Origin of the sequence: Variovorax sp. Varisp36 (assembly GCF_047304235.1) — a bacterium.
Lineage (GTDB): Bacteria > Pseudomonadota > Gammaproteobacteria > Burkholderiales > Burkholderiaceae_C > Variovorax.
Genome location: NZ_JBGLYU010000033.1, coordinates 39,274 through 52,758 on the forward strand (window position 1 = coordinate 39,274; position 13,485 = coordinate 52,758).

The window sequence follows — 13,485 nt, forward strand, 5'->3', positions numbered from 1 at the left end:
AGCACAGGCTTATCCCCGCTGCAACAGGGCGGGCACGGACGAAGCCAGCATGGCCACTCCCGAAGCTGTCAGCAACCCGAGCACCAGCTTGCGGAACGCCACCTCGCTGATCCCGATATACAGCCGCGCACCGAGCAGAACCGGCACCGCGACGGCCAACGCGACCAGGCCCAGCAGCGGCACCACGGAGCGCTCGATGCTCCCGCTGAACACATGCACGGCAAACGCCACCATCAGCATCGACAGATTGAAGTTCTGGATCACTGCGCGCTGCGTGTCGCGCTGAAAGCCGCGCAGCGTGCACCAGAGCGTGGGTATGGCCCCCGAGAACCCACCGATGCCCGCCATCGCACCACCGATGGCGCCGGCCACTCCATCAGCCGCACGCCCACCGAACGAAACCTTCGGCAGATGCTGCGACATCAGCATCGCCGGGCACCACAGCACCAGCAGCACGCCGAGGCACAGCTTGAAAACGACAAGGTCGAGGTGCGGCAGCAGCCAGACACCGAACGGCACTCCCACCAGCCCGCCCAACACGAACGGCCAGAGAATGTTCCTGTCGAAAGAACGCCGCACGGTCACTGCCGCGATCACCTGCCCCGTGAGCGCCCCGAAAAGCGCAAGCACTGCCGCGAGCTGCGGCTCCAGCGTCCACGCCCAGACCGACATCGCCACCAGCCCGAACGCGAAGCCCGACAGGCCCTGCACGAAGCCCGCCAGCACGGCTCCGGCGATCACGTAGACGTACAAGGCTTGCATGCGGCCGATGATATCGACCGCACTTCAACCAAGAGAGCGCGGCTCAGGCCGAGACCGGCACCAGCACGGTACGCCGCACGCGGCGCACATTGAACGCGCTGGCAATCAGCACCCCCTGCACCAGCGCCAGCCCCACGATCACGCTCGTGTACTGCCCATGGTCCATCAGCCGCCCGAACACCAGCGGCGCCAGGGCCTGCCCGATGTCGAGCCCCGCATACACCACGCCGTAGACGCGCCCCGTCGCATTGGGCGGCGTCGACCTCTTCACCAGCAGGTCGCGCGACGGCCCGGCGACGCCCGAGACAAAACCCATGGCGCCGAACAGCACCGGCACCACGATCGGCGGAAAGCTCGCAAACGCCAGCACCAGCGCCAGTGCGGCCGCAATGCCGAAGCCCGCACCCACGATGCGCTCGCAGCGCGACGGATCGGAAGCCAGGAAGCCCCCTACCACCATGCCCGCCGCGCTAGCGACCATGTAGACCGTGAGGCACACCGCCACCAGCGCCACCGGCACCGCATGCAGGTGCCCGGCGGCCACCGGCGCGAAGGTCTGCACCACGCTGATCACGGCGGCATAGAAGAAGAAGAAACCGAAGCACATCCACACAGCAGGAATGCGCAGGAAGTCGAACTCGCCGCCGACCGGCGCGGGCTCGCCCTGCCCCGTGGCCTTGTGCACGGCCGCCGCGTCGAGCGACAGCACGCTGCGGTACGCCCACAGCACCAGCAGCACCACGAGCGCCACGACACCCGCCGAGGCCAGCGCCACGCGCCACGAGTACGCGATGGCGATCGGCACGACGAAGGCCGGCGCCAGCGCCCAGCCCAGGCTGCCGGTGATGCCATGCACGCTGTAGGCGTGGCCCAGCCGCGTCGGCGCGACCTTGCGGTTGAACAGCGTGTAGTCCACCGGGTGGAACACGCCGTTGCCGATGCCGCCGACCACCGCGCACACCAGCAGCATCCAGTAGCTCTGTGCCGCGGCGTAGCCGAAAGCCGCCAGGCCCAGCGCGCCCAATCCGACGAACAGCACCGGCCGCGGGCCCAGCTTGTCGACGATGAAGCCCGAGGCCGCCTGCACCATGCACGAAACCACGAAGAACACCGTGAGCACCGCGCCCAATTCGACATAGCTCACGTTGAACGCGTCCTTGAGCCACGGGAACAGCGGCGCCAGGATGAGCTGGCTGAAATGGCTGACCGCGTGGGCCAGACCGACGAGTCCGATCAGCTTGGCGTCGGTGCGCAAGGTCGTGTTGGGAGGAGAAGCGGCGGTCGTTGACGAAGTGGAAGACATGGATTGCTACAAAAAAACGGGGCAGGGATCGATGCTATGCGCCGGAGACGCGGCAGAATGGCGATACAGCGACAACATTTGTCGAAACCATGCCAAGCGCCGCCTCATCCACCTCCAGGAGCACCGCGCCCGCCAGGCCGCGCGGCGCAGCCCCTGCCCCGATCACCAGCGTCGCCTCTCTCACGCCGCACCTCTACGCGCCGGACGCGGTGCGCCCGCTGCGCGCCAAGGAGCACTTCCTGAGCGCGGACACGCTGGTCGAGCTGCACGAGCATCCGTGGCCACAGCTCACTTTCTCCACCCGCGGCGTGATCCGCCTGAGCACGCAGGACGGCAGCTACATCGTGCCGCCCTCGCGCGCGCTCTGGGTGCCGGCCAACATGCCGCACAGCATCACGCTGATCGAGGACGCCGAGCTGCGCACCGTCTACCTGCACGCCTGGATCGCCCCCGCCTGGGAAAAATGCGAGGTGCTCGAAATCAGCCCGCTGCTGCGCGCGCTGATGCTCGCGCTCGACACCACGCCCGACGGCCTGCCGCCGTCCGACCCGCATGCACCGCAGCGCGAACGCATGATCGCGCCGCTGCTGATCGACGAAGTGGAGCGCGCCACGCAGATCCGCATCGACGTGCCGCTGCCCACCGACAAGCGCCTGCGCCAGCTTTGCGAGGCGCTGCTGCGCAACCCGGCCGACCGTGCCACGCTGGCCGAACGCGCCGCCACCATCGGCGCCAGCGAGCGCACGGTGGCGCGCCTGTTTCGCGACCAGCTCGGCATGAGCTGGCAGCAATGGCGCCAGCAGGCCGTGATGGCGCATGCGCTGCCGCTGCTGGCACGCGGCATGGCCGTGAGCCAGGTGGCTGCCGCCAGCGGCTATGCCACCGACAGTGCCTTCTGCGCGATGTTCAAGGCGGCCACGGGCCGCTCCCCGACTTCGTTCCAGCACCGCAAGCGCCCTGCCCCCACCTGACACGGCGGGGGCATTGCGGGGGATCGTCATGGCGCTCTGGCAAGATCGGCGGCCGACAACACCATGCACTCACCGATCCCTCTGCACATGGCGCCCGACGCCGGGCCACCCACCTGGACCGCCGAGATCTGGCTGCGCATCCGCCGCCATTTCCTGCTGAAGGCGGTCGGCACCACGGTTTTCACGTGGCTGTTCTTCATCGGCTATTTCCACCTGCTGCGCAACCCGGCCTTTCCGATCGCGGTGATGCCGCTGACGCCGCTGGACCACCTGGTCCCGTTCCAGCCCTACACGCTGGGCGCATACCTTTCGCTCTGGGTATATGTGGGCGTCGCGCCGGGCCTGCAGCTCACGTTCCGGGAACTGGTGGTCTACGGACTGTGGATCGGCGCACTCTGCATCACGGGCCTGGGCCTCTTCTACTTCTGGCCGACCCAGATCCCCCCCATGGCCATCGACGCCGCAAGCTACCCTGGCTTCGCGATGCTGCAGGGCGTGGACGCGGCGGGCAACGCCTGCCCCTCGATGCATGTGGCCGTGGCCATCTTCACCGCCATCCGCATCGAGCATGTGTTGCGCGAAGCGCGCACGCCGGCCCTGTGGCGCGTGCTGAACTGGACCTGGTTCGCCGCCATTGCCTACTCGACGCTGGCGGTCAAGCAGCACGTGGCGCTTGACGTGGCGGCCGGCGCGCTGCTGGGCATGGCCTTCGCACTGCCCTCTCTGCGCTGGCGGCCGAAACCGCGTTTGCGAGGGGATGTCCCTCGCGTGGGAGCGGATATCATCGACGCTCACTGACCACACTCACCACTGGCCGACGAGGAAGGGATCGATTCAATGGCACCCGCACAGGGTGGCAATCGATCAGCGGCACATGACGACAGGCATTGCACGATGAGTTCGCTGAAGGAATTGCAGGACCTGATCCACGAGAAGTACGGCATCGAACCGTCGAAGCTCGACCCACACGCTTCGATGCGGGAAACCGGCGGGCTCGATTCACTCGCCCTCGCGGAATTTCTGTTCGCCATCGAAGACCACTTCGGCATCACCATGCCTGACGAGGACGCGAGCATCGACACCCTGGCCGAACTCGCGCTGCTGGTCGACAAGGTCCGGGCCGCCAAAACCGCGTGAACCACGAGGTCGCCGTCACCGGGCTGGGCGTCATGGCGCCGCATGGCGGCGAGCCCGACACGTTGTTCCAGGCCCTGCTGCAAGGCCGCTCGGCCATCCAGCCGGTCTTTCCGGATCTGCCCAAGCCGGCCGCCGCGGCCACCGCGGCCTTCGATGAAACCCGCTGGTTCACCAAGCTGCAGCTCGCAGGCGTCGACCGCGTGAGCCAGCTGGCCGTGGCCGCTGCCGACATGGCGATGCGCGACGCGGGCCTCGTCATCGCCGACACCGATCCCGAGCGCGTGGGCGTCTTTGCCGGCTGCGGCATGGGCGGCGCCGCGGCGCTCGAAGCGGCCTACCGCGGCAACGGCCGCGTGTCGCCTCTCACGATTCCCGCCTTCATGCCCAATGCGCCGGCCGCCCATGTGGCGATGCGCCAAGGCGTGCAGGGACCGGTGCTCACCTACTCCGTCGCCTGTGCCTCTTCTTCGGCTGCGATCGCCGAAGCGGCCAAGGCCGTGCAGCGTGGCGAAGTCGACGTCGCCATTGCCGGCGGCAGCGAAGCGCTGATCGTGCCGGGCGTGGTCGTGGCCTGGCAGGCCATGCAGACGCTGGCCACCTTCCAGCCCGGCGAAGCGGCCGGCGCGGTGAGGCCCTTCGCCACCGACCGCAGCGGCTTCGCGCTCGGCGAGGGCGCGGCCTTCCTGATTCTCGAATCCGCCGAGCGCGCACGCGCCCGCGGTGCCCGCCGCTACGCCACGCTGGCCGGCTGGGGCCTGAGCAGCGACGCCACCCATCTCACCAAGCCCGACGCCCCGGGACAGGCCCGCGCACTGCGCGCCGCACTGCGCCAGGCCGGCCTGCAGCCGCGCGACGTGGGCTACTGCAATGCACACGGCACGGCCACGCGCATCGGCGACGTGGTCGAGCGCAATGCGCTGGCCGATGTGTGGGGCGACCATCTCGACGCGCTGCGCGTGAGCTCGACCAAGGCGCTGCACGGCCACATGCTCGGCGCGGCGGGCGCGATCGAAGCGCTCGTCACCGTGCTGGCGCTGCACCAGCGGCAGTTGCCGCCCAATGCAAACTGCCGCGAGATCGATCCGGACTGCAGCCTGAACCTCGTGACGCCGAACGAATCAGCGGCCCCCTCGCTCGAGGCCGCCATCAGCAATTCGTTCGCCTTCGGCGGCACGAACTCCGTGCTGCTCTTTCGCCGCGCCTAGGCGGCCGCCGCGCAGAGCCATTCCACGAAAGCGCCGACCAGCGGATCGTCCGTGCGGCTCGGCGCCACGAACACGCTGTAGCCCCGGCTCGACGGCGCCCTGTGCGGGCAGGCCAGCAGCAGTTCGCCCGAGCGCAGTTCACGCTCGACGAAATACTCGGGCACCAGCCCCACGCCCAGGTCGGCACGCACTGCGGCAACGAGCGAAGAGAACAGATCGAAGCGATGCCCCGCCACGAGGTTCTCAGGCGGCCGCGCATGCGCCGTCTGCCCGAACCATTCCTCCCACGCGCCCATGCGCGTGCGCAGCTGCAGCAACGGCACCGAGCGGAAGTCACCGCGCGCCATCGCCGGGCGCCCCTTCGCTTTCGGCGAGCACACCGCAACGCAGGACTCGCCCATCAACGGCAGCGCATTCGCGCCGGGCCAGACCGCATCGTCGTACTGCACGCCCACGTCGAAGGGCATGTCCTCCATGTAGAGATGCGTCGGGAACACCTGCAGGTGCAGGCTGCAGCCCGGGTGCCGGGCGATGAACTCCGGCAGCCGCGGCGTCAGCCAGCCCTCGGCCAGCACCGGCACCGCGCCCACCAGCAGGCGCAGGCCGTCGGCACGCTGCGCCATGGCTTCGAGCGTGTGGTTCTGCAGCCGCAGCAGGTCGCCCGAAACCTGGCCGTGATAGCGCCGCCCGGCCTCGGTCAGCTCGGTGCCGCGCGCCGTGCGCTGCACCAGCCGCACACCGATCTGCGACTCCAGCAGGCGCAGCTGCTGGCTCACCGCGCTGTGCGTGAGACACAGCTCCTCCGCAGCCTTGCCCACGCCATGGTGGCGCGCCACCGCGTCGAAGATCAGCAGCGCGCGGGTGCTGGGGATGTGGCGGCGCATGGCGAGCCTCGTTAGAAAAACTGACAACGCCAAAGATTAAACCAGAGCGCGTGGCTAACACAGCCATAAGAATCGTCGGCGACGCCGCGCCGGCGTCGCCAACCCGGCTTCACTCCCAAGGACATCCCGACCATGCCCCGCCCCATGTCACTTCGCCTCGCCCCGCTCGTCCTCGCCCTGGCCTCCACGGCCGCAGGCCTCGCGCATGCCCAGACCGGCGCCGTCGCGGCCACGCCGACGCAGGTGCGCCCCGAAGTCGACAAGGCCTACACGCAGTTGATGGCATCGCCCGCCATCCAGAAGCTGCTCGACGCGGTCAGGGCCGACCACGAGCGCTCGGTCGAAGACCTGAAGATGCTCACCGAGATCGAGGCGCCGCCGTTCAAGGAACAGAAGCGCGCCGAAGCCTTTCTCGCGCGCATGAAGGCCCTCGGCCTGGCGGACGCGAAGATCGACGCCGAAGGCAACGTGGTCGGCCTGCGCAAGGGTACGGGCAACGGGCCGAAGCTGCTGATCTCCGCGCACCTCGACACGGTGTTCCCCGCCGGCACCGACGTGAAGGTGAAGGAGCGCGACGGCAAGCTCTACGCGCCCGGTATCTCCGACGACACGCGCGGGCTCGCCGTGCTGCTGTCATGGCTCAAGGTGCTCAACGACAACAAGGTCCAGACCGTGGGCGACCTGCTGTTCGTCGGCAACGTGGGCGAGGAAGAGCTCGGCAACCTGCGCGGCATCAAGGCCGTCTTCCGGGACAACCTCGACATCGACGGTATGGTCGGCCTCGAGCCCGCGCCCGACGGCACGGTGCTGATGCTGGGCACCGGCAGCCACCGCTACGAAGTGAGCTTCAAGGGCCCGGGCGGCCACAGTTACGGCGCCTTCGGCCAGGTGCCCAGCGCCATCCACGGCATGGGCCGCGCCATCGCGAAGATCGCCGAGATCCGCACGCCGAGCTTCCCGAAGACGACCTTCACCGTCGGCACCGTGGGCGGCGGGACCTCGGTCAACACCATCGCGCCGGATGCGCGCATGGCGGTGGACATCCGCTCCGACGAAATGGCACCGCTGCTGGAGACCGAAAAGAAGATCCTCGCGGCCATCGACGAAGCCGTGGTCGAGGAAAACAAGCGCTGGAACGTCAACACGCTGAGCGTGAGCACCAAGCTCATCGGCGACCGTCCGGGCGGCCGCACGCAGTCGGACACCGTGATCGTCGAGGCCGCCACGCGCGCGAACAGCGCCTTCGGCCACAAGACGCTGCTGAGCGGCGCGAGCACCGACGCGAACGTGCCTATGTCGCTGGGCATCCCCGCCATCATCATCGGCGGCGGCGGCAAGACCGGCGGCTTCCACGCGCTGTCCGAGTGGATCGACGTGACCGACGGCTGGAAGGGTGCACAGAACTCGCTGGTGACCGTGCTGGGCCTTGTCGGCGTGCAGGGCACGAGCGCTCCCTTGCTCGAAAAGCGCCCGCCGCGAAAGAACTAGGCTCGCTCCCAGGCTTCGCGCGCACTTCGTGTCGCTTCACCACCCCCTACCGGGGGCAACACCTGCGGCCCGGCGAAGCCGGTTCCGCGGTGCTTCACGAAAGGATGCACGAACCTCGAGGGCCTCGCCCCCCGGGACTCTCCGGTATGCTGATGGCCGCTTTCCATCATGCTTACCGACAGGAGGACCTCATGCACGCCCGCTTCACCCTCATCGCGCTGGCCCTGCTTGCCGCAGGCGCCTCGGCCCAGGCCAACGACCTGTTCGACCAGTTGAAGGAAAAAGCCGGCGAGGCCGTCAGTGCCAATCCACAAGGCGGTAGCAGCGGCGCTTCCTCGCTCGGCAACCTCGGCCTCAAGATGCCCGCCATCGGCTCCAGCACCGTGGGCAACGCGGCCGGTGTGCTGCAGTACTGCGTCAAGAACAACTACCTGGGCGGCGACGCGGCCTCGGTGAAAGACAAGCTGCTCGCCAAGATCACCGGTCAGAAGCAGCAGGAGACCGGCTTCGCGAGCGGCGCCAAGGGCCTGCTGAAAGGTGGCGACGGCAAGTCGCTGAACTTCAAGCTCCTGTCGTCAAAGGTCAAGACCAAGGCCTGCGACTACGTGCTCAAGAACGCGACCTCGCTCATCTAGACACCCCCATGCTTCGCGCACTGCGTGTCGCTTCGCACACCCCCTCCCCGGGGGCAATGCCAGCGGCCCGGCAAAGCCGGTTCCGCGGCATTCCCCGACTGGCCGCGTAAGCTCCCTGTGCCAGCGCAGCATTCCAGCGCCGTTGCGCGTGCCATCCGTCATTCATGAATCCGGCTACAACCTCTCCTTCCCTGCGCCAGCGCCTCTCTCGCTGGGTTCCCTGCTTCGCCTGGCCGCGCCCTTCCGCCGCGCTGCTGCGCAACGAGGCGATGGCCGGCATCACTGTGGCGCTGATGGTGATCCCGCAAGGCGTGGCGTATGCGGCGCTGGCGGGCATGCCCCTGGTGACGGGGGTGTACGCGGCCTTGTTCCCCGCGCTGATCGCGGTGATGTTCAGTTCGTCGCAGCGGCTGTCGGTCGGGCCCACGGCGCTCACCAGCCTGCTGGTCGGAGCCTCGCTCGCGCCGCTGGCGGTGGCAGGCAGCGCCGAATGGGTGGCGATGGCGGTGTGGCTCACGCTGATGTCGGGCGCCATCCAGATCGTGCTGGGCGCGGGGCGCTTCGGCTGGCTGCTGCGGCTGGTCAATTCGCCAGTGCTCATCGGCTTCACGCAAGGCGCGGCGGTGCTGATCGCCATCTCGCAGCTGCCGGCGCTGCTGGGCTTCACGGGGCGGACCATTGCGCAGGTGCTGCGCGGCGGCCCGCTGCCCGACCTCGTGGCCATTGCCTTCGGGCTCGGCAGCATCGCGGTGCTGTGGCTGGGCAAGCGCCTGCTGCCGCGCTTTCCCACCACCATGGCGCTGGTGGCCGGCGCGGCCGCCATCAGCTGGCTCGTCGACTACGCGCTGCGCGGCGGTGCGGTGGTGGGCAGCCTGCCTTCGGGCCTGCCCTCGCTTTACTGGCCCGGCCTGCTACCCATGAGTACCTTCAGCGCGCTGGTGCTGCCGGCGTTGATGATCACGCTCGTGAGCTTCCTCGAAACCGCGTCGAGCGCCAAGGTCGACAACGCGCGCGCCGGCACGCTGTGGAACGAAAACCAGGATCTGATCGGCCAGGGCCTCGCCAAGCTGGCCTCGGGCTTCACCGGCGGGTTTCCCACCAGTTCGTCGTTCTCGCGCTCGGCCATCACGCTCTATGCGGGCGCGCAGACCGGCTGGGCCACGCTGTTCAGCGTGGCAGTGGTAGCCGGTGCGCTGCTGTGGCTGATGCCGCTGCTGTACCACGTGCCGCAGGCAGTGCTGGCGGCGGTGGTGGTCACGGCCATCCTGGGGCTGGTGAAGCCCGCGAGTTTCACGGCGCTGTGGCGCATCTCGCGCATCGAGGCCGGCATTGCCTTCGGCACTTTCGTGCTGACCATCGCGACCGCACCGAGCATCTACTGGGGCGTGCTCGGTGGCCTGCTCGCGAGCATGGCGCACTACATGTACCGCCACCTGCATCCGCGCATCATCGAGGTGGGCCTGCACCCCGACGGCAGCCTGCGCGACCGCAACCTCTGGAAGCTGCCGCCGCTGGCGCCGCAGCTCTATGCACTGCGCATGGACGCCGAACTCGACTTCGCCTCGGCCTCCACGCTCGAACGCGCGCTCACGGTGGCGCTGGCCGAGCGGCCCGATCTCACCGACGTGTGCCTGTTCGCGCAGCCCATCAATCGCATCGACATCACCGGCGCCGAAGTGTTCGGCTCGATCCGCCGGATGATGGAAGCCAAGGGCATCCGCCTGCACCTGAGCGGCCTCAAGCTGCCCGCGATGCAGGTGCTGGAGCGCGCCGGCCTGCTGGCGCCGGGGCCGATGCTGTTCAGCTACCGCACCGACGGCGAGGCGCTCGCGGCGCTGATGCCGCGCATCGACGAGTCCGAGGAACAGGAAGCCGCCGCCTGACCCGCCAGCGCCCATGAAGTCCACCATCGAAGAACTGGTCGCGTTCCGCACGGTGGTGGACACTGGCTCGATCACGGCCGCGTCCGAACAGTTGGCGCAAACGGTCTCGGGCATCAGCCGCGCCTTGAGCCGGCTCGAACAGAAGCTCGACACCACGCTGCTGCGCCGCACGACGCGGCGGCTCGAACTCACGGAGGAAGGCGCGGCCTTCCTGCAGCGCACGCGCGCCATCCTCGACGCGATCGACGACGCCGAAGAGCAGATGGCCGCGCGCCGCCAGCAGCCGGCCGGGCGCCTGCGCGTGAACGCGGCCTCGCCCTTCATGCTGCACGCCATCGTGCCGCTGGTGCCGGAGTTTCGAAAGCTCTACCCGCAGATCAGCCTCGAGCTCGACACAGACGACCTGCCCATCGACCTGCTGGAGCGCCGCACCGACATCGCGATCCGGATCGGCCCGCTGCGCGACTCCACGCTGCATGCGCGCCCGCTCGGCACGCACCGCCTGCGCGTGCTCGCGAGCCCTGCGTACCTCGAGGCACACGGCAAGCCGCGCAAGGTAAGCGACCTCGCCGAACACGTGCTGCTGGGCTTCACCCAACCCGAGTCGCTGAACCGCTGGCCCCTGCGCGGCGTGCATGGCGACGAATGGAACATCGCGCCGACGCTGATGGCATCGAGCGGCGAAACGCTACGCCAGCTGGCGCTGGCCGGCGTGGGCGTCGTCTGCCTGTCGGACTTCATGACCGGTGCCGACCGCACAAGCGGCGCGCTGGTGCAGGTGCTGGCAAAGGACACGGCGGACGTGCGCCAGCCGGTCAACGCGGTGTACTACCGCAACACGCAGCTGTCGGCACGCATCACGTCGTTCCTGGATTTCCTGTCGCAGCGCATGGCCTGAGTGCGCGGGCCGCGGCGCTGCTTACTGCGCCTGCTTCGCGACGAAGCGCTCCACGGACGCCGACTTGATCTCGTAGCCGCTCACGCCCATGTCCGCCGACGCATAGCGCGCCGCCTTCAGCGTGCCGCTGACGTACACCGTGTCCATCGCATGCAGGCCCTTCACGGCGGCAGGCGCGATCACGTGCACGATCTGGTTGGCGGGCGGCGGCGGGGTGTGGATGCAGGCGCCGAAATACGGCACCAGCAGGAATTCGCGAATGCCGTCCTGCGCGGCGTCGAGCGGCACGACGAAGCCCGCGAGCTTGGCCGCCTTGCCGTCGAGCGCCACGTTGACCGGGGCGTTGTCCCAGACTGCACGCATCTCGTCGAGCATCTGGATCGCGCGCGGATCGTTGTCGCGCAGCGCTTCGAGGCTGATGTTGCGGTAGCGCCTGGTCGGGTCCCAGCTCTTGGGAATCAACTCTTCCCACTTGAGTTCAGGGGCCGCGGCCGTGCTCGTGCCCTGCATCGCCGCTGTCCCCGGACCGCAGCCGGTCAGGAGTGCCGCGGCCGGCGCCAGCAGGAGCACAGCCAACACGGCGCGCGAAAAGAACCTTCTCATGACCGCGATTCTGCTTGGGAGATGTTTCAGCCCCGTAAAGCGGGGCCTTTTGCGCTCAATTCGCCTCAGATCAGACGAATTCGGCCGAATGCGCGCTCAGTCGCGTACCGGCCCGCGCAGGCTCTTGATCTGCGAACGCTGGCTCTTGCCCTCGAGGCGGCGCTGCTTCGAACCATAGGTCGGCTTGGTGGCGCGCCGCACGCGCGGCGGCATGGCCACGCTGTCGACCACCGCCTGCAGGCGCGTGAGCGCATCGGCGCGGTTCATCTCCCGCGTGCGGTGCTGCTGCGCCTTGAGCACGAACACGCCTTCCTGCGTGATGCGGCTGTCGCGCAGCGCGAGCAGACGCTCCTTCACGTCGGCCGGCAGCGAGCTCGCATGGATGTCGTAGCGCAGGTGCACCGCGCTCGACACCTTGTTGACGTTCTGCCCGCCCGCGCCCTGCGCCCGGATGGCGCTGATCTCGACTTCGTCGGGGTCGATCAGGAGGGGTGGGTGGAACATGCGCGCGAGTGTGCCTTCAAACGCGTTCGAACACGGCCGCGATGCCCTGGCCGCCGCCGATGCACATCGTGACCAGTGCATAGCGGCCGCCGGTGCGTTGCAGCTCGGCAATCGCCTTCGTCGTGATGATCGCACCGGTCGCGCCCACCGGGTGGCCCAGCGAAATGCCCGAGCCGTTCGGGTTCACCTTGGCCGCGTCGAAGCCCAGCTCCTTGATGACGGCGCAGGCCTGCGCCGCGAAGGCTTCGTTCGACTCGATCACGTCGAAGTCGCCCACCTTCAGGCCCGTGCGCTCCAGCACCTTGCGCGTGGCCGGCACGGGGCCGATGCCCATGTACGCGGGCTCGACGCCCGCATGCGCATAGCCCACCAGCCGCGCCAGCGGCTTGAGGCCCAGCGCCTTCACGCGACCGCCTTCGGCCAGCACCACGGCAGCGGCGCCGTCGTTGATGCCCGAGGCATTGCCGGCGGTCACGAGGCCGTCCTTCTTGAACGCGGGCTTCATCTTCGACAGCGCCTCGACGGTGGTGTCGGCGCGCACGTGCTCGTCGGTGTCGAACAGCACGACGCCCTTGCGCGTCTTCACCTCGACCGGAACGATCTGCTCCTTGAAGCGGCCCGCCGCGATGGCGGCTGCCGCACGCTGCTGGCTGGTCACGGCCAGTTCGTCCATCTGCTCGCGCGTGATGCCGTAGCGCGCGGCCACGTTCTCGGCGGTGATGCCCATGTGGATCTTCTCCCACGGGTCGTGCAGGATGCCCAGCATGTAGTCGACCAGCACCGCGTCGCCCATGCGGGCGCCATAGCGGGCCGAGGTGTCGAAGTACGGGCCGCGGCTCATCGATTCCGAGCCGCCGCCGATGGCGATGTCGCAGTCGCCCAGCGCGATGGCCTGGGCCGCCGACACGATGGCCTGCAGGCCCGAGCCGCAGAGGCGATTCACGTTGAAGGCCGGCGTCTCGATGGGGCAGCCCGCGTCGATGGCGGCCACGCGGCTCAGGTACGCGTCCTTCACGTCGGTGGGAATCACGTTGCCCATGACCACGTGGCCGATGGCGTCAGCCGCGACACCGCTGCGCTCGATGGCGGCCTTGACGGCGGTGGTGGCCAGCTGGGTGTTGGGCACGTCCTTCAACGAGCCGCCGAAGGTGCCGATGGCGGTGCGGGCGGTGCCGACCACGAAGATGTCGCGTTGGGTCATGGAATGTCTCT

14 protein-coding genes are annotated in these 13,485 nt (G+C 68.7%); 8 read left to right on the forward strand and 6 right to left on the reverse strand.

Going from position 1 to position 13,485, the window contains the following annotated elements:
- Window positions 1-9: 9 nt before the first annotated feature.
- On the reverse strand, window positions 10-762 hold the full coding sequence (locus ACCD11_RS19330; protein WP_007830858.1) for a sulfite exporter TauE/SafE family protein: 753 nt from the start codon (window positions 760-762) through the stop codon (window positions 10-12).
- 43 nt (window positions 763-805) lie between these two features.
- Window positions 806-2,065 carry an MFS transporter gene (locus tag ACCD11_RS19335; RefSeq protein ID WP_007830857.1) on the reverse strand — a complete coding sequence of 420 codons (1,260 nt, stop codon included), beginning with the start codon at window positions 2,063-2,065 and terminating at the stop codon, window positions 806-808.
- Between the two features lie 89 nt (window positions 2,066-2,154).
- Between ACCD11_RS19335 and ACCD11_RS19340 the strand changes: the two genes are divergently transcribed.
- The 4 genes from ACCD11_RS19340 to ACCD11_RS19355 all read left to right on the forward strand — a co-directional run bounded on the left by ACCD11_RS19340 (window position 2,155) and on the right by ACCD11_RS19355 (window position 5,378).
- Window positions 2,155-3,036, forward strand: a complete 882-nt coding sequence (locus tag ACCD11_RS19340) for an AraC family transcriptional regulator (RefSeq protein WP_413315089.1) — start codon at window positions 2,155-2,157, stop codon at window positions 3,034-3,036.
- Between the two features lie 63 nt (window positions 3,037-3,099).
- On the forward strand, window positions 3,100-3,834 hold the full coding sequence (locus tag ACCD11_RS19345) for a phosphatase PAP2 family protein (protein ID WP_413315090.1): 735 nt from the start codon (window positions 3,100-3,102) through the stop codon (window positions 3,832-3,834).
- A gap of 96 nt (window positions 3,835-3,930) precedes the next feature.
- Window positions 3,931-4,173 (forward strand): acyl carrier protein, encoded by a 243-nt coding sequence (locus ACCD11_RS19350; protein WP_007830850.1) that lies wholly within the window; start codon window positions 3,931-3,933, stop codon window positions 4,171-4,173.
- Window positions 4,170-5,378: a beta-ketoacyl-[acyl-carrier-protein] synthase family protein gene (locus ACCD11_RS19355; protein WP_413315091.1), complete on the forward strand. Its 1,209-nt coding sequence runs from the start codon at window positions 4,170-4,172 to the stop codon at window positions 5,376-5,378. Before ACCD11_RS19350 ends, ACCD11_RS19355 begins: the two co-directional genes overlap by 4 nt.
- On the opposite strand, the gene ACCD11_RS19360 is transcribed toward ACCD11_RS19355, so the two are convergent.
- Window positions 5,375-6,262 (reverse strand): LysR substrate-binding domain-containing protein, encoded by an 888-nt coding sequence (locus ACCD11_RS19360; RefSeq protein ID WP_007830845.1) that lies wholly within the window; start codon window positions 6,260-6,262, stop codon window positions 5,375-5,377. The two genes, ACCD11_RS19355 and ACCD11_RS19360, sit on opposite strands and share 4 nt — an antisense overlap.
- Before the next feature lie 132 nt (window positions 6,263-6,394).
- Here ACCD11_RS19360 and ACCD11_RS19365 point away from each other — a divergent pair, with 132 nt between their 5' ends.
- From ACCD11_RS19365 to ACCD11_RS19380, 4 genes are all read left to right on the forward strand, one after another.
- Complete coding sequence (locus ACCD11_RS19365) at window positions 6,395-7,750, forward strand: M20/M25/M40 family metallo-hydrolase (RefSeq protein WP_413315092.1); 1,356 nt, start codon at window positions 6,395-6,397, stop codon at window positions 7,748-7,750.
- Window positions 7,751-7,941: 191 nt separating this feature from the next.
- A complete protein-coding gene (locus tag ACCD11_RS19370; protein WP_413315093.1) occupies window positions 7,942-8,385 on the forward strand; it encodes a DUF2501 domain-containing protein in 444 nt (147 codons plus the stop codon).
- Between the two features lie 164 nt (window positions 8,386-8,549).
- A complete protein-coding gene (locus ACCD11_RS19375) occupies window positions 8,550-10,268 on the forward strand; it encodes a SulP family inorganic anion transporter (protein WP_007830840.1) in 1,719 nt (572 codons plus the stop codon).
- Window positions 10,269-10,281: 13 nt separating this feature from the next.
- Window positions 10,282-11,166 (forward strand): LysR substrate-binding domain-containing protein, encoded by an 885-nt coding sequence (locus ACCD11_RS19380; protein ID WP_007830839.1) that lies wholly within the window; start codon window positions 10,282-10,284, stop codon window positions 11,164-11,166.
- 21 nt (window positions 11,167-11,187) lie between these two features.
- Here ACCD11_RS19380 and ACCD11_RS19385 read toward each other — a convergent pair whose 3' ends face one another.
- From ACCD11_RS19385 to ACCD11_RS19395, 3 genes are all read right to left on the reverse strand, one after another.
- Window positions 11,188-11,769 (reverse strand): DUF3299 domain-containing protein, encoded by a 582-nt coding sequence (locus tag ACCD11_RS19385; RefSeq protein WP_413315094.1) that lies wholly within the window; start codon window positions 11,767-11,769, stop codon window positions 11,188-11,190.
- Window positions 11,770-11,865: 96 nt separating this feature from the next.
- The gene (arfB, locus tag ACCD11_RS19390) at window positions 11,866-12,273 is read right to left on the reverse strand and encodes an alternative ribosome rescue aminoacyl-tRNA hydrolase ArfB (RefSeq protein ID WP_007830835.1); all 408 of its coding nucleotides are present in this window, start codon (window positions 12,271-12,273) and stop codon (window positions 11,866-11,868) included.
- A 16-nt stretch (window positions 12,274-12,289) separates the two neighbouring features.
- The gene (locus ACCD11_RS19395) at window positions 12,290-13,474 is read right to left on the reverse strand and encodes an acetyl-CoA C-acyltransferase family protein (RefSeq protein ID WP_413315095.1); all 1,185 of its coding nucleotides are present in this window, start codon (window positions 13,472-13,474) and stop codon (window positions 12,290-12,292) included.
- Window positions 13,475-13,485 lie beyond the last annotated feature (11 nt).